Raw genomic sequence first — 23,494 nt, 5'->3', positions numbered from 1 at the left:
ATGGTGAGGGGGAAAAGCAGCGAAATAGCCTAAGGAGCTGGCTGGTCAACCGTTGTCCATCGGTTTCATGAAAATTTGTCGCTCCAATGGGGCGATTACGGTGTATAATGGGGGAGGTGTAGGCATAGCAAAAGAGCCCTTGAATGGTGAGACAGGGAGATGAAACCGATGTGGCAATCGATCAACCGTCGGCTTGAGAAGGCGCTGCCGTTTCTTACGCCGGCGAGCGTGGCGGCCGGCATCTGGCTGGCGGACGAACTGCACGGCTATGCCGCGCTTGTGCCGTGGCTGTTTGCGTTGATGACGTTCAGCGGCAGTTTGCGGCTGCGGTTGGCTGATTTGAAAGAGGTGCTTATTCACCCCGGTCCGATCGCGGCGGCGCTATGTTTGCTTCACCTCGTCATTCCGCTTTGGGCGTTTGGGCTTGGGCATCTATTTTTTGGCGGCGACCGGTTGACGGTGATCGGCTTTGTGCTGGCCGCAGCCATTCCGACTGGGGTGACGAGCTTCATCTGGGTGTCGATCGGACGGGGAAACTTGGCGTTGGCGCTGTCCGTCATTTTGATTGATACGTTTTTGTCGCCGGTCGTTGTGCCGTTGACATTGCTTTTGTTCGCTGGGAGCGCGGTTGAGATCGATGTTTGGCAGATGATGCTCGGCTTGTTTTTTATGATTATTTTGCCGTCACTAGCCGGCATGTTCGTGGGCGAACGGCTGTCTGCTCAAGCGAACGAGCAGCTGGCGGTGGTGCTGTCCCCGTTTTCCAAGCTGGCGCTGGCGCTTGTCGTCATGATCAACAGCGCAGTCGTCGCCCCGTATTTTGGCCGTGTTGACGCCCGGCTGTTTTTCATGGCGCTGCTTGTCTTGGCGATCGCGAGCTCCGGCTATTTTCTTTCTTGGATGGCGGCCCGATGGCTCAGGTTTGCCCCGTCGGATATTATTGCGTTAACGTTTACCGGCGGGATGCGCAACATCAGCGCCGGCGCGGTGCTTGCCATGACCTATTTTCCGCCGCCAGTGAGCGTGCCGGTCGTGCTCGGCATGCTGTTTCAGCAAGTGCTCGCGTCCCTATACCACCGCTTGTTGAACAAAACGTACCATTCACCAACGAGCGGCAGAGCGCCATACGCTGGAAGCGCCCGGTAGGGATGGAAAGGGCAGGCGGTATGCAGCGCCTGGCGGGAGCAAAAAGGGAGCACACACCCGCCCTAGGTGGGACGGGGGCGGGAAAAAGCAGGCGAGGCGCTGCCGGTGTCACGGTGTTTCGCCGCTGAGGCGGTCTAGTGACCGCCTGTCTGAACGGTCTCGTATGGCGAACGGATGAGGTGGCGGCGAAGAGGGAGATTCAGTTCGACGATGCCTTCGACGACCAAACGGGCGATTTCTTTCGCCCCGCGCTGATGAAAATGGGTGTTGTCTTTGATGCCTTTCGGATAATTGGGGTGTTCGCCCGGCTCAAGCCATAAAAACCACCGCTTCGTCCGTTCCGGTCCAAGCTGTTCAAACCGTTGTTTGCTTTTCGTTGTCAAATCGATCACTGGGACACGTTCGTGTTTTCCGAGCGCTTTCATGGCGGCAGGATAGCGTCCGTGGGAATCGAGCGCCCGTCCGTCGGCAGAAAAGCGCCGCCGCTCGACCGGAGTGATGAGGACAGGGGTTGCTCCTTTCGTGCGGGCGCCGTCAATATACCGTTTCAAGTATGATTGGTAGGAGGTGAATGGTTCGGTGTAGCGTGCCGGATCGTTCACCTTTTCATCGTTGTGACCGAATTGGATGAACAAGTAATCCCCTTTTTTCATTTCCCGCAAAATGCGGGAGAGCCGTCCTTCTTCGACAAAACTTTTCGCGCTTCGGCCGGAAGCGGCCATATTTTTGACCACTACGTGATCGTCAAACCAGCCGTCAAGCATTTCCCCCCATCCGGCTCGCGGTGCGCGGGAGCGGGGAGCGGCGGCGACCGTCGAGTCGCCGGCCAAATAGATCGTTATGACGGCCCGTCCGCCCGTTTTGGATGCTTTTCCATCCGTGTCCGGTTGGGCGATGAGGGCAACGCTGGCGGCGATGACAGCCAAGCAAAGGAATGCGGCTTTTTTTCTTCTCAATCGGATTCCTCCTATCCGGCAGCTGCTCGTCTTTTCGGTTTGTTCCCCGTTATCGTTGCTCGCTGCCATTGCCTTTATGCGCCATTCGTGCTAGTCCACCGTTTGGAATCGGCGGTAAAATTCCCATATTATTGAAAGAAAAAGACCGTAACCGGCAACTGAATACCAATGGCTCCATTCGGCCGTGTGGGTGAACAAACCGTACGTCTCGGCTTTGGCCTCCAATGCGGCCGCCAATGCCGACAATGCAGCGATGAGCCCCATGCGCCCAAGGCGGCTAAGCCGCTCCATGAGGGCAAGAAAGAAGACGGTGCCGAGCGGAAGAACGACGGCCGTAAAGAAAATATCGATCGAAAAGACAGAAGGAAAGGGCCGTTTCGGGAACGCATACAGCCCTTTTCCCACGAAATACAAATCCAAATACGTCCCCGTCCAAGATGCAAGCAGCGCTGAAGCCACGTAGGCGCGGCGGCTAGCGCGCATGAAAGAAGAATAGCCAACCATCCGTACGAGGCCGTGATGGAACGCTGCCATGACATAGTGCATCACCCTCTCGCTGTCGGCGAGAAACGAAATATGACGGCACAAAAGTGCATTTTTCTCTTTCCCTCATCAGAAAACCCGACAATTGCCGGGATTGAATAGCCTGGTTATTTAGTATAGAATATTCAGGTAATTCTGAATAAAGGGGTTCAGTCGATTCGAGGGGAGGAGAAGGAGAGCGTGATGAAATGCTGTCGGGTTATGTTTGTGTTGCTCGGATTATGGCTTGTGTTCGGCCTATCAGTCTCGGGAGGGCGAGCTGAAGCGGCAGTTTCACGCGCCAACGATGCGCCGATTGTACTTCTCCATGGCTTTACTGGCTGGGGAAGAGAAGAAATGTTTGGGTTCAAGTACTGGGGCGGCGTACGCGGCGATATCGAACAATGGCTGAACGACAACGGATATCGAACGTATACGCTGGCGGTCGGACCGCTCTCGAGCAACTGGGACCGGGCGTGTGAAGCGTACGCCCAGCTTGTCGGCGGAACGGTCGATTATGGGGCAGCCCATGCGGCAAAGCACGGCCATGCGCGGTTTGGCCGCACGTATCCGGGGTTGCTGCCGGAATTGAAAAGAGGAGGCCGCGTCCATATCATCGCCCACAGCCAAGGAGGGCAGACGGCCCGTATGCTTGTCTCGCTCCTGGAGAACGGAAGCCAAGAAGAGCGGGAGTACGCCAAGGAGCACAACGTGTCGTTGTCGCCGTTGTTTGAAGGCGGACATCGTTTTGTGTTGAGCGTGACGACCATCGCCACCCCTCATGACGGAACGACGCTTGTCAACATGGTTGATTTCACCAATCGCTTTTTTGACTTGCAAAAAGCAGTGCTGGAAGCGGTGGCTGTCGCCAGCAACGCGCCGTACACAAGCGAAATATACGATTTTAACTTCCCTCCGAAAGAAGTCTCCTACTTCTAAACGTGAAGGTGCGCCAGCACCAGTGAAAGTGGGAGATGAATTTCGGTTGGCGTTAGCCAACGAATAGGATAGAATATGGCTAGAACGGACACCTTCGGAACGAAGGGAAGCGTAAAGGGTTCTTGTGTGTGGCTTACCGTTCAGCGAACACACACAAGTCGCTTGAAGCCCCCACCTCTAAGCGAAGCGTAGGTGGTGGGTAGTTCACTATTCGCGCCTTTTATTTGCGACTTGGCGAGTTTGCGGCCTTAAAACGAGTATTTTGCGAAAAAGCCATCTCGATCGGATGGCTCTTTTTTTTGAGGAGCAAGCTCTTGAGTTGTATGACGGCTGCGGATGTCCGATGGTATAATAGGGGCAAAGCAAGCGGATGGGGGAATGGACGTGAAGCCGCCTGAGCGGTAAAAGGAACGGTATACGTATCAAGATTATGTCAAGTGGGACGGACGGTGGGAGTTGATCAACGGCGTACCTTACAACATGGCACCGGCCCCTTCATTTGTCTACCAGTCGATCGTCGGTGAATGGTATGTCGCTTTGCGAGCGTTTTTTCGCGAAAAAGGATGTGCGGTTGTCATGGCGCCGTTTGATGTGCGGTTCGATGAACAGGCCGACTATGAACAAGCCAAGCATGTCGTGCAGCCAGACATCTCCGTCATTTGCGATCAAAGCAAAATCGGCAGCCGAGGCTGCGATGGGCCACCTGACTTGGTGGTGGAAGTGCTTTCGCCGAGCACTGCGCTGAAAGATCGGAACGAAAAATATAAGCTGTACGAACAGTTTGGCGTCAAGGAATATTGGATCGTCGACCCGCTGCATCGGACGGTGGAAGTGTACGGCCGCGGTGAGAAAGGGTATGAGAAGCGGAGCGTCTTTGGCGAAGGCGATGTGCTCGTCTCGTTTTTGTTCGCTGATTTGACGGTTTCGCTGGCTGGCATATTTCAAAATATAGAGGGTGAGGGATAACGATGCGGTTAGCGGAAGAGGAAGTGCAAGCGCTGCTTGAAAAAGCGGACGGCTGGAAGTTGACGGATGAACGATGGATTGTGAAAAAATACCGTTTCCAAGACTACTTGCAAGGCATTGAATTCGTCCGGCGCATCGCCGCGATTTCGGAAAACGCCAACCACCACCCGTTCATTTCGATCGACTACAAGCTCATTACCGTGAAACTGTCTTCATGGCGGGCGAAAGGGCTGACGAAGCTCGATTTTGACTTGGCGAAGCAGTATGATGAGGTGTACGAACAGATGAAGCAGGGGGGAGGGGAATGATGGAACATCGCACAGCACTCATCACCGGCGCAGCGCGGGGAATCGGCTATGAAGTGGCGAAAACGCTGGCGGAACATGGTGCAAACGTGGTGCTCGTTGATTTGCGTCAGGAAGAAGTCGAGCAAGCTGCTCGTTCGCTTCGGGAGTTGGGCTATGAAGCGGTCGGCGTGAAATGTGATGTGACGGTTGAACAAGAGGTGAAGCAAGCGATCAACGAGGCCGTCAACCGGGGCGCCTTGATGTTGTCGTGAACAACGCCGGATTGCAACATGTGGCGAACATCGAGGATCTCCCGACGGAAAAATTTGAACAGCTCATCCGCGTCATGCTTGTCGGCCCATTTTTGGCCATCAAGCATGCGTTTCCCGTTATGAAACAGCAGCGATATGGCCGCATCATCAACATGGCGTCGATCAACGGACTCGTCGGGTTTGCCGGCAAAGCGGCGTACAACAGCGCGAAGCACGGGGTGATCGGCTTAACGAAAGTGGCAGCGTTAGAAGGGGCGCCATACGGCATTACGGTGAACGCCCTTTGCCCGGGCTATGTGGACACCGAGCTCGTCCGCGGCCAGCTCGCGGATTTGGCGGCAACCCGCAACGTGCCGCTTGAGAAGGTGCTTGAGGAAGTGATTTACCCGCTTGTGCCGCAGCGGCGGCTGCTGTCAGTGGAAGAAGTCGCCCATTATGTCCTCTTTTTGGCGGGCGAACAAGCAAAAGGCATCACTGGCCAGGCGGTGGTGATCGATGGCGGGTATACGGCGCAGTAAACTCCCTCTCTTCGCCTTGCTTGAAGCGAGAGCCTTCCTTTCGGGATGATGATCAAACGCCCTCGGCACATGCCACGGGCGTTTCGATTCGAGTCGCTCAGCTCAAGGCAAATTCGAAGCTGGCTAGGATTTTGACTTCTTTCCCGACAAGGAATCCGCCGGTTTCGAGTGCGACGTTCCATACCAATCCGTAGTCTTCGCGGTTGATCGTTCCTTCGACATCAAAACCGACCGAGATGCCGCCGGTGAGCGGGTTTTTCACTTGGCCGTTGTATTCGACTTTGAACGTTTCCGTTCTCGTCACGCCGCGGATCGTCAGCTTCCCGGTCACTTCATATTCCGTGTCGGACAGCTTGCGCACGGATTCACTGACAAACGTAATGGTTGGATAGTTCTCGACATCGAAAAAGTCGGCCGAGCGGAGATGGTTGTCACGGTCGGCGTTTTTCGTGTCGATCGAGGCGGCATCGATCGTCGCTTTGACTTTCAGCGACTCGAGTTCGTTGATGTCGCCTTCGACCTCAACGTCAAAGTTGGTGAATTCCCCTTTCGCTTTGGAGATCATCATATGTCTTACTTGGAAGGCGACAGAGCTGTGCGCTTTGTCGAGTTGGAATGTTGTCATCGCTTTTCCTCCTCTTGATGATTCATATTCGCACCACTATCATAACAAATGTATATCTCGAAATCAAATATTTTTATTAAAGATTATTAGTATGGAGCACAGGGGGCTTTCCATGATAAGATGAAAGAAAAATGATGTGCGGAAAGGGAGAATAAGATGAATGAAATCGGCCTTTTAGCGAAAATCAAACAGCAAATGGAACGGTTTTCACCGGCGGAAAAAAAGGTAGCCGCCTACATTCTCGACCATGCCGAACTCGTGCCGAATATGACGACGAAGGATTTGGCCCAGGCGTCTGACACAAGCGAAGCGAGCGTCGTTCGTTTTGTCTCATTCGTTGCTAGCGAAGAGCGGCGCAGTTGGCATAAGGAATGAAAAAGGTTGACCTGTCCTAAAGGCAGCCCCATCATCATGTAGAAGACTGGCCATTTAACAGGAAACGCAACTTCCTCATCCCGAGTTCCAAGTTTTTCGCATTTGCGGGTCGTGAAGTGAAGGGGATGGTGGATTCCCCACCCCTAGAAGCCTAGTGAAAAACGGGGCGTCGCGCGCAAATCAACGGCGTTGGATCAGAATCGCAAGCCCGTCCGGCAAGGTTTCTCTAATTGAAAAATAGGCGGGGCCATCAGCCTTCTTCACTAAATCACCAACTTTCTAGACGCGCTTCAGCTCGAGAAAAAAAGCCGTTAAAAACTTCCGCACATTCATCCGGCATTCCGTCTCAGCTTGGCCGCGTTCGAGCTCTTTCATCCGTCGACGGATGTCACCGAAATCAAACAGCCTAGGTGCGAAATGCTCAAACGTCGGGTTCGTGTAGTCAGTCAGGCCGAGGGAAGCGAGATGGGTGAACGCCTGCAAGACGAGCCGACGGATGCGCTGTTCCATCGCCCGCGCTTCCTTGGCCGTTTCAGTCGGGGACAGGCCGTATTCCCGCTGGACGAGTTCGGCGTACAGCTCTTTCAGCGGCGGCAGTTCGCGGACGGGAAGGCCTTTTGCTTCTTGCTCGGCCAGCCAGCGCACCACAAGAAGCACGTCCGCGCTGCCCGCTTCGCCGGCGACCCCGAGAAGAAGGAGAAGCTGCTCAGCCTGCTGTTCCATGGCGGACGGCTTGGAGACGGCGGCATCGGCCGTTTGCGGCTCAAGCCCTTTGAGCACCTGGCGGATCGACTCGAGCGAGCGGACGGCGGACATGTGATCGGCGACGCGTTTCAGCACGGACAGCACTTCATAGCGGTTGATCGGTTTTTGAATGTACGTGTCAATGCCATGCAAATAGGCTTGGCCGATCATTTCTTTGTTTTCAACTTGAGAAATCATGATAAAGGTTCCGGCAAATCCTTCTTCCCGCAACGCCTTGATCGTCTGAATGCCATCACGCCCTGGCATTAACAAGTCAATGAGCACCACATCCACGTGAAGCAAGTCGGCCGCGCGAACGTGCAGTCCATCTTCGGCACAGCCGACCACCTCGCCAAGTTCGGATTCATGAATCAATTTTTCAAGCATCTTTCTGACAACAGGGTCATCTTCGATTAGAAAAAAACGAAGCGCCATCTTCCTGTTCTCTCCCTTCCTTGACTTGCTTATATGACGGCATTCCCTTGCCTGTCGGCCTCGTGATCGGACATTTCGGCTGTGATCGGCGTGCTTTGCAGGAGGCGGACTGTCGGCACCGCAAGGCGAAACACCGTCTGCCCCGGCTCGCTTTTGACGAGCTGGAGATGTCCGCCAAGCGCTTGGGCGATATCGCGTGCATGGGTGAGACCGATGCCTGTTGACGGATTGCCTTGGCGGTCGTATTTTGTTGTGAATCCGGGCTGAAAAATCCAAGTGATGTCATCGGCCGCAATGCCGGGGCCGGTGTCTTCCACTTCGATGATCAGTTCGCTTCCGTGAAGACGCGCATGCAAGGTGACAGCCCCCATTTTCTCAATTGCCTCGACGGCGTTCGATACCAAGTTGTTCAACACGGAAAGAAGTGGATACAATTGGTCGGTCATGAGATCGATATGGCCGTTGTACGAAAATGTGATCGTTTTTCCGGATAAGTTGGCGTATTTTTCATTGGCGCGAATGACCATGGCGCACAGCTCGGCAATCGGCACGCGTCCGCGCACCGATTGGCGCCCGATGAGCTTGGAAAGGCCGGCGAAAATGCGTTGCATATCCTTTTTCGTCTCATGAATATGTTCGGCAAGCTCTAGGGCGACGCGCGGTTCAACGTGCTTTCGTTCGATCAACTGCGAGTAAAGGTCATAGCTTTTGCGCGTCATGTCTTCCATGAGAGCCATGGATTTTTGCAAGTAAAACATTTCTTCATATAATCCGCTGCTCACCATCATGAGCCGCTCGAGTTCTTGCTTTCTCGCTTCGGCGAGCGAGCGGACATGTTTTGTCACCCACATGTTGTAAACGCCGATGACGCAGAAACTGCGCAAAATGGCGAACAACCATAAGACGATGACTGTTTGGCCGCTGAAGGCAAACGGCTCCCCCATCCAATACCGGATCCCTAGTTCACAGGCGTTCGCCAAAAAATCAAGCGCCGCTCCAACCACTCCAGCCCGAATCGGTGCGGCCATTCGCTGGCGAAACCGAACAGCAGCCGCCATTATGGAAAAGCTGATATAATACCCGGCTGCCGGGAGATGGGTCAGCAGACTCTCAGAAGTCGACATTTCTCCGGTCAACGAGTCCAGAAAGACGCGAAATCCAACGACTGCTGCTCCCGTGCTGGCGCCGATGACAAACGGCGAAAGGGAGCGAAAGGCGACAAGCCCGAGAAAAAAGACAGCGCTGCCGAGCGAGACGCGAAACGGGCTGTCAAACGGGTTCATTTTCATTTCGCCTAGAAACGCGGCAGCCGAAAGCAAAAGCAAAAAGAGCCAAAGCGGTTCTTTTTTTGTTGGTGTCAGTGGACGTCACCGCCTTTGTGAAAGTCGTGAACGAATCTCCAATTCTATTATATAACAGGAAAGCGGAAACAACGGGTGATTTTCGTGAAAAATATTCATTCCCCTTTTGACGCCTCAACGAGCGATGGAAATGGACGCTCAGGGAGCCAGCGGTGCCGCGAATGGCAAGAAAAAACCGTATGCCCCAGCTGAAAAAAGGGGATACGGTTTCCTTATCGCTGGCGGTATTCCAACCGGCGCGAAACGAGCGACAGTGAATAGTTGACGATAAAGTACATGAACGCCACAAGAATGAAAATCGGGATGACAAAATTGACGTTGCGGCCGTTAATGATTTGCGCATGGTTCATCAATTCCGGCAACGAAATGACAATGGCGAGCGACGTATCTTTCAATAAAGAAATGAATTGGCTGACGATCGGCGGCACCATGCGCCGCAATGCTTGCGGCAAAATGATGTACCATAGCGTCTGCCCATACGTAAGCCCCGATGAGCGCGCCGCTTCGATTTGTCCCTTATCAATTGACTGCAGGCCGCTGCGGACGATTTCCGACAACATGGCCGATTCAAAAATGACCAAGGCCGAAATGGCGGCATATAGTTTATCCAGCTTTAATCCGACTTCCGGAAGGGCGAAATACGTAAAGAAAATGATCAAGAGCAGCGGCAAGTTCCGGATTGTTTCGACCAGCACAGCCAGCAGTTGGGAAAGCACCGGGATTTTCGTATAGCGAATGACCCCGATGACAATGCCGAAGATAAAACTCAAAACAATGGAAATGAACGCCACTTCCAACGTGACGAGAAACCCTTGAAGCAAAAACTTCAAATGGGCGGGCGCATAGGCACCGGCAAAATCCATCATTTGGCCTCCTTTCCTACCGCGCCTTGAGCAGCCGGCGTTCTAAGTAGCCGACGCCAAGGCTGAGCGGGATCGTTAAGACGAGGTAAAACAAGGCGACGAAAATGTAAACGTCAAAGGTGACGAACGTTTTCGAGGAAATCAAGTCGCCGTAATACATTAAATCCAACCCGGCGATGACGCCAAGCACCGAAGAGTTTTTCACCAAGTTGATGAACTGGTTGCCAAGCGGCGGAATGACGATTTTCACCGCCTGTGGCAAGATGACGTAACGCATCGCCTGCAAGTAAGTCAACCCCGATGAGCGCGCCGCCTCCATTTGTCCTTTCGGAACGGCTTGAATCCCCGAGCGGATCGCTTCGGCGATAAAGGCGGCGGTATATACCATCAACCCGAGCGTTCCAGCGGTAAACGAGTCAAAACGAATGCCGACGGCGGGCAAGCCCATAAAAAAAACGAACACGATCAACACAAGCGGGATGTTGCGGATAAATTCCACGTACGCCATTCCGATCCAATTGAGCGGGCGAATCGGCGCGATGCGGAAAATGGCGATGATAGTCCCCAGGGCCAAGCTGCCGATCAGCGCCAGCACGCTGGCCTTGATCGTATGGCCAAACCCTTGCATGTACAAATCCCAATGTTCAACTAAAATAGAATAGCGCAACAAGGCTAAACGCCTCCTTTCCTCGCTGACTCATGGCCTGTCCTTTGGGCAAACAGGTGGGCGGATATTGTTCCGCCCACCGTTTCGCCTGTTATTGTTGCGGCTTTTTGCCGATCCATTTTTCGTAGATCTTATCGTATTCGCCGTTTTCTTTAATTTCTTTCAAGTATTCGTTGATAACTTGCAGCAGTTCTTTGTCTCCTTTGCGGACGGCGATGCCGTACGGTTCTTCGGTGAACGTTTCATCAAGGACGCGATAGTTCGGATCTTGTTTGGCCATCCCCCAAAGCAGCGCGTTGTCGGTCGTAAGCGCATCGCCTTGGCCGGCTTTCAATGCGGTAAACGCTTCCGCGTAGTTTTCAAATTCAAGCACGTTGACTTGCGGCGCGACTTTGCGGATGTTTTCCGCCGATGTCGATCCTTTCGCTGTCAGAACGGTCATGCCTTTTTTCAAGTCTTTCACGCTGTTGATCGGGCTGTCTTTTTTGACGAGCAACGATTGCCCGGCCATAAAGTACACATCCGAGAAATCCACTTCTTTTTTCCGTTCCTCGGTGATCGTCATGGTGGCGATAATGGCGTCAATTTCCCCGTTGTTCAGCATCGGGATGCGCGTTTTTGACGTCACTTCTTTCAATTCAATTTTGTTTTCATCGCCGAGAATTTTTTTCGCCAACCCTTTGGCAATATCAATGTCAAATCCTTCGACTTTTCCGGTTTCCGGGTTTTTCAACCCGAATAAGTTCAAATCATATTTGACGCCAACGATGAGTTTGCCGCGTTGTTTAATTTTTTCAAGCGTATTGGTCGCTTTGGCGGTTTCCGACGATGTTCCGCCTTCTCCTTTGTCCGTTGTGCTGCAGCCCGTTAAAGCAACAGCGCTCAATAAGGCCGTCAAGGCGACGGCGATCCACCATTTCCATGCTTTCTTTCTCATGAACAAAACCCCCTTTGATTGACCGGAATTAATGGTTTAAAATGCGGCTTAAAAAGACGCGCGCCCGTTCTTCTTTCGGGGCCGCGAAAAACTCCTCAGGCGGCGCTTCCTCTAAAATGCGCCCTTGATCCATAAAGACGATGCGATCGGCCACCTCGCGGGCAAACCCCATCTCGTGGGTGACGACAACCATCGTCATCCCTTCTTTCGCCAGCTGCTTCATGACATCGAGCACTTCGCCGATCGTTTCCGGGTCAAGTGCTGATGTAGGCTCGTCAAACAGCATGATTTTCGGTTTCATCGCCAATCCGCGGGCGATGGCGACGCGCTGCTGCTGGCCGCCGGACAGCGCGGATGGATAGGCGTTCGCTTTGTCTGGGATTCCGACTTTTTCCAAGTAATACATAGCGATCTCGTTCGCTTCTTTTTCAGACATGCCGAGCACTTTGCGCGGCGCCAACGTGATGTTTTGCAAGACGGTCATGTGCGGGTATAAGTTGAAATGTTGAAACACCATGCCGATATTGCGCCGCAGTTCGTTAATGTTGATGTGTTTGTCGTTCACTTTGATGCCGTCTACGATCAATTCACCGCTTGAGATCGTCTCGAGCCGGTTGATGCAGCGCACGAGCGTGCTTTTGCCCGAGCCGGATGGCCCGATAATGACGACGACTTCCCCTTGGTTGATCGTCAAGTTAATGTCTTTCAACACATGAAAATCGCCGTAGTATTTGTTGACTTGGTGGAAATAAATCAATAGCCCCCCTCCTTTGTGACAAATTTGTGAATGTTTTTCGAATTGATTGTAAATACGCATCTACGAAAATCTACGGAAATCTACAAAAATTTTGTGAATCGATTGAAAAAGACGATGATGGACGCAAAGAAGGGGAAGTCATTTTTTGAATAGTAAGGCAAATCTCTTTGCAAATCAGCGATCGAGGATTATAATGAGGACATGAAAAATTTGGCATTGATTGCCGTCAAAAGGAGAGGGGAGCGAAGGTGAAGTATCGAAAACTCGGCCGCACGGGGCTGAAAGTCAGTGAGATTAGTTTAGGCAGCTGGCTTACATATGGAAATTCGGTGGAAAAAGAAACCGCGATCCGCGTCATTGACAAGGCGTACGAACTTGGCATCAACTCGTTTGACACAGCGAACGTCTACGCGTGCGGGGAAGCGGAAAAAATCGTCGGCGAGGCGCTGCGCAAATATCCGCGCGAATCGTATGTCATCGCGACGAAAGTGTTTTGGCCGATGGGCGACGGCCCGAACGACCGCGGCCTGTCGCGCAAGCATGTGTTTGAGCAGCTCCATGCGAGCTTAAAGCGGCTGCAACTGGATTATGTCGATATCTACTACTGCCACCGCTATGACAAAGAAACGCCGGTCGATGAGACGTTGCGTACGATCGATGATCTCGTCCGCCAAGGAAAAGTGCTGTATGTCGGCGTGAGCGAATGGACGGCCCAGCAAATTCAAGAGGCGCTCGGCGTGGCCGACCGCTACTTGCTCGATCGGATCGTCGTCAATCAGCCGCAATACAACATGTTTCACCGTTATATTGAAAAGGAAGTCATCCCGGTGTGCGAACAAAACGGCATCAGTCAAATCGTCTTTTCGCCGCTCGCCCAAGGGGTGCTGACCGGCAAATACAAACGAGGTCAAGCGTTGCCGGCTGACAGCCGCGCCGCTGATCCAAGAGCGAATACGTTTATCCAAGGATTGCTCAATGACGAAGTGTTAACGAAAGTGGAACAACTCGAAAAAATCGCGGCTGAGCTTGGCATTACGTTGTCCCAGCTTGCCCTCGCTTGGGTGCTGCGCCAGCCGAACGTCGCCAGCGCCTTAATCGGCGCCAGCCGCCCGGAACAAGTCGAAGAGAACGTCAAAGCGGTCGATGTCGTGCTCAGCGAAGATGTGCTCGAGAAAATTGAGGGGATTTTGGCGTAAAAGAGGTGAGGGTGTCCCAAAAGGATCGGGACACCCTTTCTTATTACCGTATATAGACAATATGTTGTGTTTTGTTAAGGAAAATTACCCTTTTGGGTCAGTCCCCTTTTTATCACCTCGAACCGAGAAGGTCTCAACTTCCAAGCATGAGCGTAAGTGGGGGATGAACCGGCGTCTTCCACCAACGATCTTCCCCTTGCACCAAAAGAACAAAGGAAGGGCTTCGATTGCGATCTTTTTGAGGAAGCTTAACGGTAGGATGCACACGGATGGCTTAGCTGACCGCTTACCGTATGTTAGGGTGTTCCCGAGAATCCCCTACTTCTCTACGTGAGCGCGGGTGAGGAGTGTTCAGAGGAGATTGGCTATTTGGTGCTCCATTTTGCGGCCGCGCTTATGCGGGAGAGAAAAGGGTGGCGGGTGCTCGTCATTTGTTCGAGCGGGCTTGGGACGGCGAAAATCTTGGCGACGAGGCTGAAAAAAGAGATTCCGGACATCGTTTCGCTGGAACAAGCGTCCGTGTTTGAATGGAAAGAGAAAGATGCAAGTGCGTATGATCTTGTCGTCTCGACCGTGCCGCTGGCCGATGAAGGCGGCCCGTACTTCACCGTCAGCCCGATGCTGACGGAAGAGGAAGCGCGGGCGATTCGTGAATTTTTAGAGCGAAAATCGGCCGCTGAAAAGCGGATGAGGAAAGAGTCAACCGCACAGAGAAACAGGCCAGCGCTCGAGGCGATGAAGGCGGTTCGGCGCATCAGCGAGACGATCGTCCACCTTTTGGACGGTTTTTCCCTGGAGGTGGTCAAGAGGCGCTCTGTTCATGAACTATTGGCGGACGCGTGCCGCCGCCTTGAACGAAGTGGCGTCATCGTTGATGCCGATGTCGTCATCGAGGAGCTGCGGCGCCGCGAGTCGCTTGGCGGGCTTGGCATCCCCGGCACTACATTGGCGCTGTACCACGCCCGAAGCTTCGCAGTTTTTCGCCCATCGCTTACGATGTACCGGCTTGATGCGCCGCAAACGGTGCCCGGCATGGACGGAGAGCCGATGGAGATCAACACGGTTGTGCTGCTGCTCGGGCCGTCAGATACCGATAAGGAGATGCTCGCTGTGTTAAGCGAAGTCAGCTCCTTGCTTGTGAAGGATGAGCAAATCCTTGCCGTTTTGGCGCATGGCGGCTAGAAAGAAGTATATTCACTTGTCAGCGCCCATTTGGAGCAATTTTTTGATCATTACTGGACATCAACGAAGGAGTGAAAACGATGGTAACCCATTCGATTTTAAACAAAGAAAACATTGTGCTAAATGCCCAACCCAAAACAAAAGAAGAGGCGATCCGCCTTGCTGGCGAAGTGCTCGTCAAGCAGGGGTATGTCGATCCGGCGTATGTGGATGCGATGCTTGAGCGGGAAGAACTGACAACCACCTACATCGGCAACAACGTTGCCATTCCGCACAGAACGGAAGCAGCCAAAGCGCTCGTGAAACAGTCCGGCATTTCGATCGTGCAAGTCCCGGGCGGCGTCGATTTTGGCGGCGGCAATACGGCTCTGATCGTGATCGGCATTGCCGGCAAAGACGGGGAGCATTTGGATATTCTGTCAAAACTGGCGATCGTCTGTGCGGAAGCGGACAATGTCGAAGCGATGGCGAACGCCAAAACAGAAGAAGACATTCTTGCGCTGCTCCATGAGGTGAACGGCTGATGCAGGCGGTTCATTTTGGCGCTGGCAACATCGGCCGCGGCTTTATCGGCAGTCTGCTGGCTACGTCGGGATATAAGGTCGTTTTTGTCGATGTCAACGAACAAATCGTCCGCCTGCTCAAGGAGCGGGGGGGAGTATCGGGTCATTGTTGCCGGCGAGCGGCAAGAGGAGCAATGGGTGCGCGGCGTTTCGGCGCTGAACAGCCAAACAGAGCGGGAGCAAGTCATCGCGGCGATCGCCGCCGCTGATTTGGTCACGACCGCCGTCGGCCCGCACATTTTGCCGGCCATCGCCCCCCCTTGTTGCCGATGGGCTCAAGCAGCGGCTGGGCGTTCAGCAAACTCCCCTTCATGTCATCGCGTGCGAAAACATGATTGGCGGTACGGAGACGTTGAAGCAGTACGTATTTGCCCATCTTTCTGAAGCGGAACAACAGTTGGCGGGCGAATCGGTTGGCTTTCTCAACTGTGCGGTTGACCGCATCGTGCCGAACCAAACGAACGATGATCCGCTGGCGGTGACGGTCGAGCCGTTTTTCGAATGGGCGATTGAAACGCGCAACGTCATCGGCACTGTTCCGCCGATTCAAGGGGCTCATTTTGTCGCTGACTTAGAGCCGTATATCGAGCGCAAATTCTTTACGGTCAATACCGGCCATGCGTTGGCCGCTTACTTAGGGTATCTGCGAAACTACAAAACCGTCCAGGAAGCGATGAACGATGAAGGTATTCGATTGAATGTCGAGCAAGCGCTCAGTGAGTCGGGAGCCGTCTTAGTGAAAAAGCACGGATGGCATGAGGAAGAGCACCGTTCCTATATCAAAACGACGATCGGGCGTTTCACCAACCCGTCCCTTTTCGACGATATCGTCCGCGTCGCCCGTTCGCCGATCCGCAAGCTCGGGCCGAACGACCGGCTCATCGCTCCGGCGACGCAATACTGCACACTATTTGGCAACGTTCCTGCTGGTCTCGCCAAAGGAATTGCCGCGCTGTTGCGCTTTGATGATGCGAGCGATGCAGAAGCCGCCGCTCTGCAACAAACGATCGCACACCACGGAATCGAAGGCGCGCTTCGGCAATACGCGGGGCTTGAGAGTGCGCACCCGCTTGTGGCGGCGGTGAAGGACGAGTACGGAAGAATGAAGAAAAACAAAAGCTGACCGCCTTTCAAATGTCGTCGACCTCCAATCGTGCAAAAACCCCGGGGGATCGACGACAATGTGCTTTCGTGTCAAAACCCTACAGCTTACATTGCAGGTTCAGTTAGAAACAGCTACCATACTTTAATGGCAGGTGCAAGTACATCTTTTGGTGATGAACCAATATCGGCTCTTCACCACAAGTTGTACTTGAGATTTTAAGATAGGTATGCATAGGAAAAATAGAGGGTGCAAAAAATGCGAATGTTCCTGTATGGTAAAGGTGACCAAACCAACCCATTGGAGGAACATTCGCATGTATTCTCCGTTTATCAAAGAACTCATCGATTGACCAGACGTTTTGATTCAAAAGGTGCGAAAACGAAGAAGAACATTGGATTTTCGAACTTTCTCTGACGCTTTAGGATTTCAATCCAAAACTATTGTAAACCGCTTTCACTTGGTTTATAATAAAGCTAAACCGGTTTATGAAAGCGCTTTTGAACTAAATCGATTTAGTGCGAGAGAGGGATCCCTTTTGAAAAAAGTAACGATGGCCGATGTCGCGAAATTGGCCAACGTGTCCAAAAGCACGGTCTCGCAATATTTGAATAAACGCTATGGATATATGAGTGAGGAAACGAGAAAGCGCATCGCCGAGGCGATTGAAGAGCTTGGGTATCAGCCGAACATCATCGCCCGCAGTTTGAAGCAAAAGACGACAGCGACCATTGGCGTGATTGTTTTTAATATGCTTCATATGATGACAACGCAAGTGCTGCACGCCATTGAAGAGGAATGCCAAAAGCGCGGGTTTCAAGTCATTGTCTGCAATTCCGGCGATGATCCGGATAAGGAAAAAACATATGTTGATACGCTGCTAGCGAAGCAAGTGGACGGACTGATCGTGTTTCCGACAGGGAAGAACGAGGACGTCTACCGCCGTCTTGTCGAGGAACGGTTTCCGCTTGTGTTTGTCGACCGGATGGTGCCGGGAGTGGAGGTGGACAGCGTGCTGCTTGATAATGCAGGTGCAGCGGAAATGGCGGTTCAGTATTTCGCTTCCTATGGCTACGAGCGGATTGCCATTGTCACCCCGCCGCTTGTCCCTTACAACGTGCCGCGGATGGAGCGATTTGAAGGGTTTCGGGCGGCCATGGAGAAAAGGGGATTTGAAGTTGGCGATCAAAACGTCATCGCCGCTGAACCTGCCGCGCTGCCTGGGGAGCTGAAGAAGCGGTTCATGGAATCGGAGCGGCCGAACGCCTTGTTTGCGATTAACGACTTGACGTTGATGGGGGTTTTGCGGTTTGTGAAAGACGCAGGGGTTCGTGTGCCGGATGAGGTGGCGATCATCAACATCGATGATGTACCGTTTGCCGACATTTACACGCCGGCGCTGACAACCATCGCCCAGCCGACGTTTGAGATGGGGAAGAAAGCAGCCGAGCGCGTGTTTGAACAAATGAAAGCGAAAAAAGCCGACGGTCCGCGCGTATTTCGTTTCTCCCCGGTATTGATGGAACGGACATCGATCAAACGGGAGAAGGCATGAGGAAGGGAGGAGAAACGATGGCGATTCATGGGGACGTCGTCATTGGGATTGATATTGGAACGACAAGTACGAAAGCGGTCGTGTTTGACGGGCGGGGGAAGGTGCTGGCTTCTCACGCTGTCGACTATCCGATCATCCAGCCGCATCCGGGATTTGCCGAGCAGGATCCCGATGAACTGTTCGCGGCGGTCGTTCAAGCGGTCGGGGCGGTGATGGTCCGCCACGGCATCCGACCAGAACAAGTGAAAGCGATAGGTTTGAGTGCGGCGATGCACTCGATTATGGCGCTTGACGAGTCGGGCCGGCCGCTCACCCGCCTTCTCATCTGGGCGGACAACCGAAGCGTGGCTCAAACGGAGCGGCTGTTGAAAGAACAGAACGGGCTTGATATTTATCGGCGGACGGGGACGCCGATCCATCCGATGTCGCCGCTATCGAAATTGCTTTGGCTCAAGGAAGAGCAGCCGGACGTATTTCAGCAAGCACGGCGGTTTGTGTCGGTGAAAGATTACGTGTTGCACCGTCTGTATGGCGACTATGTCGCTGACCATTCCATGGCATCGGCGACGGGTTTATTCCGATTGGACACGCTCGATTGGGACGAGGAGGCGCTCGCCCTTGTCGGCATCCGCCGCGACCAGCTGCCGCGGCTCGTTCCCGCCACGCATATCATGACTGGCATGAAAAGAGAATGGGCGGAAAAAATGGGAGTCGCTCCGGATGTGCCTGTTGTGATCGGAGCAAGCGACGGCGTGCTCGCCAACGTCGGCGTCGGGGCGGTGCTCCCAGGTGAAGCGGCCATCACGATCGGAACGAGCGGGGCGGTGCGGACGATTGCGGCAAAACCGACAACCGACGAAAAAGGGCGGACGTTTTGTTATGCGTTGACGCCTGGCTATTGGGTCGTCGGCGGGCCGACGAACAACGGCGGCATCTTGCTTCGCTGGCTGCGCGACGAGTTCGGCGCCCACGAGCGGGAAGTGGCGAAAAAGCTCGGCATCGATCCGTATGAGTTGTTGACGAAATACGCGGAACGCGTCCCGCCTGGATCCGAGGGGCTGGTGTTTTTGCCGTTTTTGTCGGGCGAGCGGGCGCCGTACTGGAACGCGAACGCGCGTGGGACGTTTTTTGGCCTTGGCCTTCATCATAAGCGCGAGCATTTCATCCGCGCTGTCATGGAAGGCGTCTGCTTCAGCATTCTCTCAGTCGCTTTAGCCATTCGCGATGTCACGGGGCCGATGTCGGAAATCCGTGTCTCGGGCGGATTCGCCAAGTCGCCGTTTTGGCGGCAAATGCTTTCTGATATGCTCGGCAAACCGCTCATCGCGCCGCAGACGCACGAGGCGTCGGCGCTAGGGGCGGCTGCCGTGGCGCTTTACGCGTTAGGCGAGCTGCCGTCGCTGGAAACGGTGAAAACGTGGATCGACACAACGGCCCGCCATGAGCCGAAGGAAGAACATACGCTCATTTACGCTGAACTGTTTGATTTGTATGCCCGCTTGTATGAGCGATTGAAAGAGGAGTTTGACATCATCGCTGCGTTTCAACGGCGGAATGGGGAAAAGAGGTCGGAAACGAAATCGGTGTAGCCTTATAATGGGGGCGACTAAATCGATTTATCCCCCCTCTTTTTCTCCGAAAGCTTGAAACCGCTTGCTTTGTATACTAAATCGATTTATCTCAAAGCTAAGGAGGAGTGCATGATGGGAATTGCCATTGTTGTGGCCGCTATTATTGTCTTGTTATTGCTCATTACGGCGGCGAAAATGCATCCGTTTGTCGCCCTTATTTTAGTGTCCGTCGGCGTCGGGCTGGCGATGGGCATGCCGCTTATCGCGCCGTCGCCGGAAACGCCGGGCATCATCGATTCGATTAAAGCAGGGCTTGGCAATACGCTAGGCTTTCTAGCGATCGTTCTGGCGCTCGGGACGATGCTTGGCAAAATGATGGCTGAATCGGGCGGCGCTGAGCGCATTGCGAAAACGTTGATCGACCGCTTCGGCCAAAAACGCGTCCATTGGGCGATGATGGTCGTCGCCTTTTTAGTCGGGATTCCGGTCTTTTTCCAAGTCGGGTTTGTCTTGCTTATTCCGCTTGTTTTTACGATTGCGATGGAAACAGGCATTTCACTGGTCACGATCGGCATTCCGCTTGTCGCCGGTTTGTCTGTCGTGCACGGCCTTGTCCCGCCGCACCCGGCGGCGATGGCGGCAGTCGGCATTTTTAAGGCGGATGTCGGAAAGACGATTCTCTATTCAATCATCGTCGGTCTGCCGACGGCGATCATTGCTGGCCCGCTGTACGGAAAATGGATTGGCTCGCGCATGTATAAAAAAGTGCCGGCGGAAATCGCCGAACAGCTTGTGCAGCATAAAGAAGCACGTGAGCTTCCTGGCTTTGGCAATACGCTGTTCACGATTTTGCTTCCGGTCATTTTGATGTTGATTGCCTCTGTGGCAAACGTGACGCTTGATCAAAAGTCAGAAGCGGCGAAAGTGTTGCGCTTTATCGGCGACCCGATTGTTGCGCTCTTGATCGCGACGGTTTATTCGTTCTTCAGCTTAGGCTACGCCCGCGGCTTCAACCGCGACGCTGTCTTGAAATTTGCCAACGACTGCCTCGGCCCGGTCGCGAACATCCTGCTTGTCATCGGGGCGGGCGGCGCATTCAACAAAGTGCTGCTTGATTCCGGCATCGGCGAACAAATCGCGGAAGTGGCGAAACACTCGCACTTCTCTCCGCTCCTGTTAGGCTGGGGCATTGCGGCGCTCATTCGCGTAGCGACGGGATCGGCGACCGTCTCGATGATGACCGCTGCCGGCATCGTTGCCCCCATCGCGGCTACCATGCCGGGAACGAATATGGAACTGCTTGTCTTGGCGACCGGCGCGGGTTCGTTGATCTTGTCGCACGTCAATGACTCCGGCTTCTGGATGATCAAGGAGTATTTCGGCATGACGGTGAAAGAAACGCTCATGACATGGACGGCGATGGAGACGATTATTTCGGTGGTGGCGTTTATTTTCGTCTTGCTGTTGAATGTGGAACGACACCCGCCCTGCATCGTTAAGGGGCGGGTGTTTATATTGTCCATAGCTTTCTGCAACCATTGCCTTTGCTTTGCTATCCCTCTAAAATTATTAGACGAGTTTGATGTCGGCCTGTACAAAAGGTGTATTGGAATGGTCGAAAATGGAGCAATCGCATACAAGCGAGCAAATAGATTTGTCATTTGAAATCTAAAAGGCCGCTGATTTAACGGAATGGCTCAACAGTAAGGTTTTTCTATTTGAGAAACTATGCGACATCTGTTCCTTTCTTCACGCAATAACCCTCGATTTAAGGAACAAGGTTGTTTTGCACTAGCCTTCTAAAAATGCACTCATTTACCCTATGCTTTGCAATGTTTTTCTGCTTCTCAGCAACTGTCCAACCGGTTTTCCCAAAATGCCTTTTTCAACGTCGTAGACGAGATGACCACGAACAAATGTTTTTGTTACTTGGCAATGGATGGTGCGGCCGATATACGGGCTATGCTTATGGCGGTAGTATAAATGTTCGTCAGACACAGTATAGGACCGGTTCGGATCAATTAGGATGATGTCAGCGTCCTTCGATATAGCAATCTCGCCTTTTGTCGTTAAATTGAACCGTTTGGCCGGATTCGTCGCAATCATCCGGGCAAAAAGAGGAACTGGAACATGGCGCCTTTTGACGGCTTCGTCAAACATTAAGTCCACAGTGTTTTGGCAACCGGAAATCCCGCCCCAAACTTCAAACATATTATTGGTATTGCTCTGTTTCATTTCCGGTGGGCATGGAGAGTGATCGGATGCCAACATATCAATTTTTCCTTGTTTCAACGCTTCCCATAGTTTTTTCTGTTCTGCTTCATCCCGCAAAGGGGGAGCACATTTGGCGATAGCGCCCAGCTCTTCGAATTGTTCGACCGTCAATGTAAAGTAATGCGGGCATGATTCAAGCGTGACATCCTGGCCTTCGTTTCGTGCTTTCACAATTTCTTCGACCGCTTCTCTGCTGCTGATATGGACAAAATGCAACTTGCATCCCGTCTCTCTTGCGAATAACAAGGAGCGTTTCACCGCCTCTACTTCTGCAATAACGGGGCGCGAGTCGACGTAGTCTTTGGCCGTCACTTTTCCTTGTTTTATTTTTTCTTCAGCCAGGCGATCTGTGATCGATGGGTTTTCAGCATGAATTAATAATACATGGCCCAGTTCGGCTAATTTCTTCATCCCTTGATAGAGCGTGTAGTCGTCTACGTTTTTAAAATCGCCGGGGATGTCGCTGCCACAAGTGGATAGAAAACATTTGAACGCGACGACCCCGCTATCGGAGAGTTCTTGAAGATGAGCGAGGTTTCCAGGGATGAGGCCGCCATGAAAAGCATAATCTATATAGTTTTTCCCCTCGGCTGCCTTGATCTTTAACTCTAATGCCTCTTTTGTGGTAGTTGCAGGAAGGGCATTTAAAGGCATGTCGACATAGGCGGTCGTGCCGCCGGCGGCGAGCGCCATGGATCCCGTTCGGAATCCTTCCCATTCCGTGCGTCCGGGTTCACATATATGAACGTGGATGTCAATCATGCCGGGCAGCACGTATTGTCCTTTAGCATCGACGATTTCTGCGCCGTTCCCGTTGATCTCTTCTCCGATACCGCAAATTTTTTCGTCCCGGATGGCAATATCAGCCTTTTTGACTTCATCATGGAAAACAACCAGCCCGTTTTTTATAATAAGATCAAACTGCATATGCGAACCCTCCTTGATAATTTAAATATTATTAATTATATTCAGAATTTTTTCGGTGCAATATCCTGATCTTCTACTTCGAAGATCGTTCCCTTTTTGAATTTCGAATCTTTAAAAGCGAACTTCATAAGAAGGAAATAAGCAATTCCAGCCACAACAAAGCCGATGATCCATGCCAAATCCACTTCGATAAACGCTGCGCCAGCACCAATAAACATAGCGAGGATTGCGGCTGGATTATACCCGGCAAATGGGCCGTCTTCTTTGTATAAATCTGAAACATTCACTTTTTGTCTTCTCAATATATAATATTCAACTAATAATATAGAAACAATCGGTAACTATTCACCCCAGTGCTAGTGTATAAAAAAGCCCAGCACAAATAGGGCATTTCGGTCATAGAAAATGCCCTAGGTAGCGGAAAGAACTCGATCGATCGTTTCGCCTGCCAACAGAAGACATAACGAATCCCACACGTTTTTTTCGTGTTTCGTCAGTGTGGAAACGATGCTTCTTGCGATGCAAAACGACTGCGCGAATGTTTCTTCGCGAAACGTACCCGAAATGTTCTCTTTGACTTTGACCATGCGAAGATCGCGTTCGGCTTGGTTGTTGTCAAAGGGAACATGTACTTCACGTAAGAAACGCAGCGCTTCTTCCTTTCGTTTTTGAAGGCGTCGAACAAAAGCGAGTGCTTTTTTCGGAAGAGGCGTCATCGTTTCTAATCGGTGTTGTGCTCTTTCTAGGATGCGAT

18 protein-coding genes and 7 pseudogenes are annotated in these 23,494 nt (G+C 52.7%); 13 read left to right on the top strand and 12 right to left on the bottom strand.

The genetic code is table 11. The annotated features are described in order from the left end of the window. Positions 1 to 168: 168 nt before the first annotated feature. Complete coding sequence (locus AP057_RS04450) at positions 169 to 1,146, top strand: bile acid:sodium symporter family protein (protein WP_055358153.1); 978 nt, start codon at positions 169 to 171, stop codon at positions 1,144 to 1,146. A gap of 134 nt (positions 1,147 to 1,280) precedes the next feature. Here AP057_RS04450 and AP057_RS04445 read toward each other — a convergent pair whose 3' ends face one another. Both AP057_RS04445 and AP057_RS04440 read right to left on the bottom strand, forming a co-directional pair. Further along, positions 1,281 to 2,102 carry a rhamnogalacturonan acetylesterase gene (locus tag AP057_RS04445; protein ID WP_081106648.1) on the bottom strand — a complete coding sequence of 274 codons (822 nt, stop codon included), beginning with the start codon at positions 2,100 to 2,102 and terminating at the stop codon, positions 1,281 to 1,283. A gap of 90 nt (positions 2,103 to 2,192) precedes the next feature. Next, complete coding sequence (locus tag AP057_RS04440; RefSeq protein WP_235468461.1) at positions 2,193 to 2,648, bottom strand: CBO0543 family protein; 456 nt, start codon at positions 2,646 to 2,648, stop codon at positions 2,193 to 2,195. A 180-nt stretch (positions 2,649 to 2,828) separates the two neighbouring features. Here AP057_RS04440 and AP057_RS04435 point away from each other — a divergent pair. The 4 genes and pseudogenes from AP057_RS04435 to AP057_RS04420 all read left to right on the top strand — a co-directional run. Beyond that, a pseudogene (locus AP057_RS04435) lies at positions 2,829 to 3,530 on the top strand (esterase/lipase family protein); the annotation flags it as partial. A 411-nt stretch (positions 3,531 to 3,941) separates the two neighbouring features. After that, a pseudogene (locus AP057_RS04430) lies at positions 3,942 to 4,529 on the top strand (Uma2 family endonuclease). A 2-nt stretch (positions 4,530 to 4,531) separates the two neighbouring features. Next, the gene (locus tag AP057_RS04425) at positions 4,532 to 4,837 is read left to right on the top strand and encodes a 4a-hydroxytetrahydrobiopterin dehydratase (protein WP_055358152.1); all 306 of its coding nucleotides are present in this window, start codon (positions 4,532 to 4,534) and stop codon (positions 4,835 to 4,837) included. Beyond that, positions 4,834 to 5,606, top strand: a pseudogene (locus tag AP057_RS04420) (3-hydroxybutyrate dehydrogenase). Before AP057_RS04425 ends, AP057_RS04420 begins: the two are co-directional and overlap by 4 nt. 97 nt (positions 5,607 to 5,703) lie before the next feature. Here the strand turns inward: AP057_RS04420 and AP057_RS04415 are convergent. Beyond that, positions 5,704 to 6,231: a YceI family protein gene (locus AP057_RS04415; RefSeq protein WP_015375055.1), complete on the bottom strand. Its 528-nt coding sequence runs from the start codon at positions 6,229 to 6,231 to the stop codon at positions 5,704 to 5,706. 156 nt (positions 6,232 to 6,387) lie between these two features. Here AP057_RS04415 and AP057_RS04410 point away from each other — a divergent pair. Further along, a pseudogene (locus AP057_RS04410) lies at positions 6,388 to 6,558 on the top strand (MurR/RpiR family transcriptional regulator); the annotation flags it as partial. 327 nt (positions 6,559 to 6,885) lie between these two features. Here AP057_RS04410 and AP057_RS04405 read toward each other — a convergent pair. The 6 genes from AP057_RS04405 to AP057_RS04380 all read right to left on the bottom strand — a co-directional run bounded on the left by AP057_RS04405 (position 6,886) and on the right by AP057_RS04380 (position 12,370). Further along, a complete protein-coding gene (locus AP057_RS04405) occupies positions 6,886 to 7,785 on the bottom strand; it encodes a response regulator (protein WP_055358150.1) in 900 nt (299 codons plus the stop codon). Between the two features lie 29 nt (positions 7,786 to 7,814). Then, entirely contained in the window at positions 7,815 to 9,068 is a 1,254-nt protein-coding gene (locus AP057_RS04400) for a HAMP domain-containing sensor histidine kinase (RefSeq protein WP_235468459.1), read from the bottom strand. Positions 9,069 to 9,358: 290 nt separating this feature from the next. Next, a complete protein-coding gene (locus AP057_RS04395; RefSeq protein WP_015375051.1) occupies positions 9,359 to 10,009 on the bottom strand; it encodes an amino acid ABC transporter permease in 651 nt (216 codons plus the stop codon). A gap of 16 nt (positions 10,010 to 10,025) precedes the next feature. Next, entirely contained in the window at positions 10,026 to 10,679 is a 654-nt protein-coding gene (locus tag AP057_RS04390) for an amino acid ABC transporter permease (protein WP_055358149.1), read from the bottom strand. Between the two features lie 88 nt (positions 10,680 to 10,767). After that, a complete protein-coding gene (locus AP057_RS04385) occupies positions 10,768 to 11,613 on the bottom strand; it encodes a glutamate ABC transporter substrate-binding protein (RefSeq protein ID WP_011231463.1) in 846 nt (281 codons plus the stop codon). Positions 11,614 to 11,641: 28 nt separating this feature from the next. Beyond that, positions 11,642 to 12,370, bottom strand: coding sequence for an amino acid ABC transporter ATP-binding protein (locus AP057_RS04380; RefSeq protein ID WP_013145090.1), 729 nt, complete (start codon positions 12,368 to 12,370; stop codon positions 11,642 to 11,644). A 248-nt stretch (positions 12,371 to 12,618) separates the two neighbouring features. Here AP057_RS04380 and AP057_RS04375 point away from each other — a divergent pair, with 248 nt between their 5' ends. From AP057_RS04375 to AP057_RS04345, 7 genes and pseudogenes are all read left to right on the top strand, one after another. Next, complete coding sequence (locus AP057_RS04375) at positions 12,619 to 13,566, top strand: aldo/keto reductase family protein (RefSeq protein ID WP_055358148.1); 948 nt, start codon at positions 12,619 to 12,621, stop codon at positions 13,564 to 13,566. A 372-nt stretch (positions 13,567 to 13,938) separates the two neighbouring features. Further along, positions 13,939 to 14,748: a PTS sugar transporter subunit IIA gene (locus tag AP057_RS04370; RefSeq protein WP_235468463.1), complete on the top strand. Its 810-nt coding sequence runs from the start codon at positions 13,939 to 13,941 to the stop codon at positions 14,746 to 14,748. An 80-nt stretch (positions 14,749 to 14,828) separates the two neighbouring features. After that, positions 14,829 to 15,272 carry a PTS sugar transporter subunit IIA gene (locus tag AP057_RS04365; protein WP_055358147.1) on the top strand — a complete coding sequence of 148 codons (444 nt, stop codon included), beginning with the start codon at positions 14,829 to 14,831 and terminating at the stop codon, positions 15,270 to 15,272. Further along, positions 15,272 to 16,434 (top strand): annotated as a pseudogene (locus tag AP057_RS04360) (mannitol-1-phosphate 5-dehydrogenase). Before AP057_RS04365 ends, AP057_RS04360 begins: the two are co-directional and overlap by 1 nt. Before the next feature lie 517 nt (positions 16,435 to 16,951). Then, positions 16,952 to 17,968 carry a LacI family DNA-binding transcriptional regulator gene (locus tag AP057_RS04355; RefSeq protein WP_055358146.1) on the top strand — a complete coding sequence of 339 codons (1,017 nt, stop codon included), beginning with the start codon at positions 16,952 to 16,954 and terminating at the stop codon, positions 17,966 to 17,968. 17 nt (positions 17,969 to 17,985) lie between these two features. Next, positions 17,986 to 19,557, top strand: coding sequence for a gluconokinase (gene gntK / locus AP057_RS04350; RefSeq protein WP_055358145.1), 1,572 nt, complete (start codon positions 17,986 to 17,988; stop codon positions 19,555 to 19,557). A gap of 114 nt (positions 19,558 to 19,671) precedes the next feature. Continuing rightward, positions 19,672 to 21,012, top strand: a pseudogene (locus AP057_RS04345) (GntP family permease); the annotation flags it as partial. Between the two features lie 342 nt (positions 21,013 to 21,354). On the opposite strand, the gene allB reads toward AP057_RS04345, so the two are convergent. From allB to AP057_RS04330, 3 genes and pseudogenes are all read right to left on the bottom strand, one after another. Beyond that, positions 21,355 to 22,740 carry an allantoinase AllB gene (gene allB, locus AP057_RS04340; RefSeq protein WP_055358144.1) on the bottom strand — a complete coding sequence of 462 codons (1,386 nt, stop codon included), beginning with the start codon at positions 22,738 to 22,740 and terminating at the stop codon, positions 21,355 to 21,357. 41 nt (positions 22,741 to 22,781) lie between these two features. After that, positions 22,782 to 23,078: pseudogene (locus tag AP057_RS04335) on the bottom strand (allantoin permease); the annotation flags it as partial. Positions 23,079 to 23,150: 72 nt separating this feature from the next. Further along, positions 23,151 to 23,494, bottom strand: a 344-nt coding sequence (locus AP057_RS04330; protein WP_152968859.1) for a transposase, incomplete at its 5' end; no start/stop codon positions are given.

Source organism: Geobacillus sp. Sah69, assembly GCF_001414205.1.
Classification (GTDB): Bacteria; Bacillota; Bacilli; order Bacillales; family Anoxybacillaceae; genus Geobacillus; species Geobacillus stearothermophilus.
Note: the sequence above shows the minus strand (reverse complement) of the source record. Positions and strands in the feature narration are given on the sequence as shown.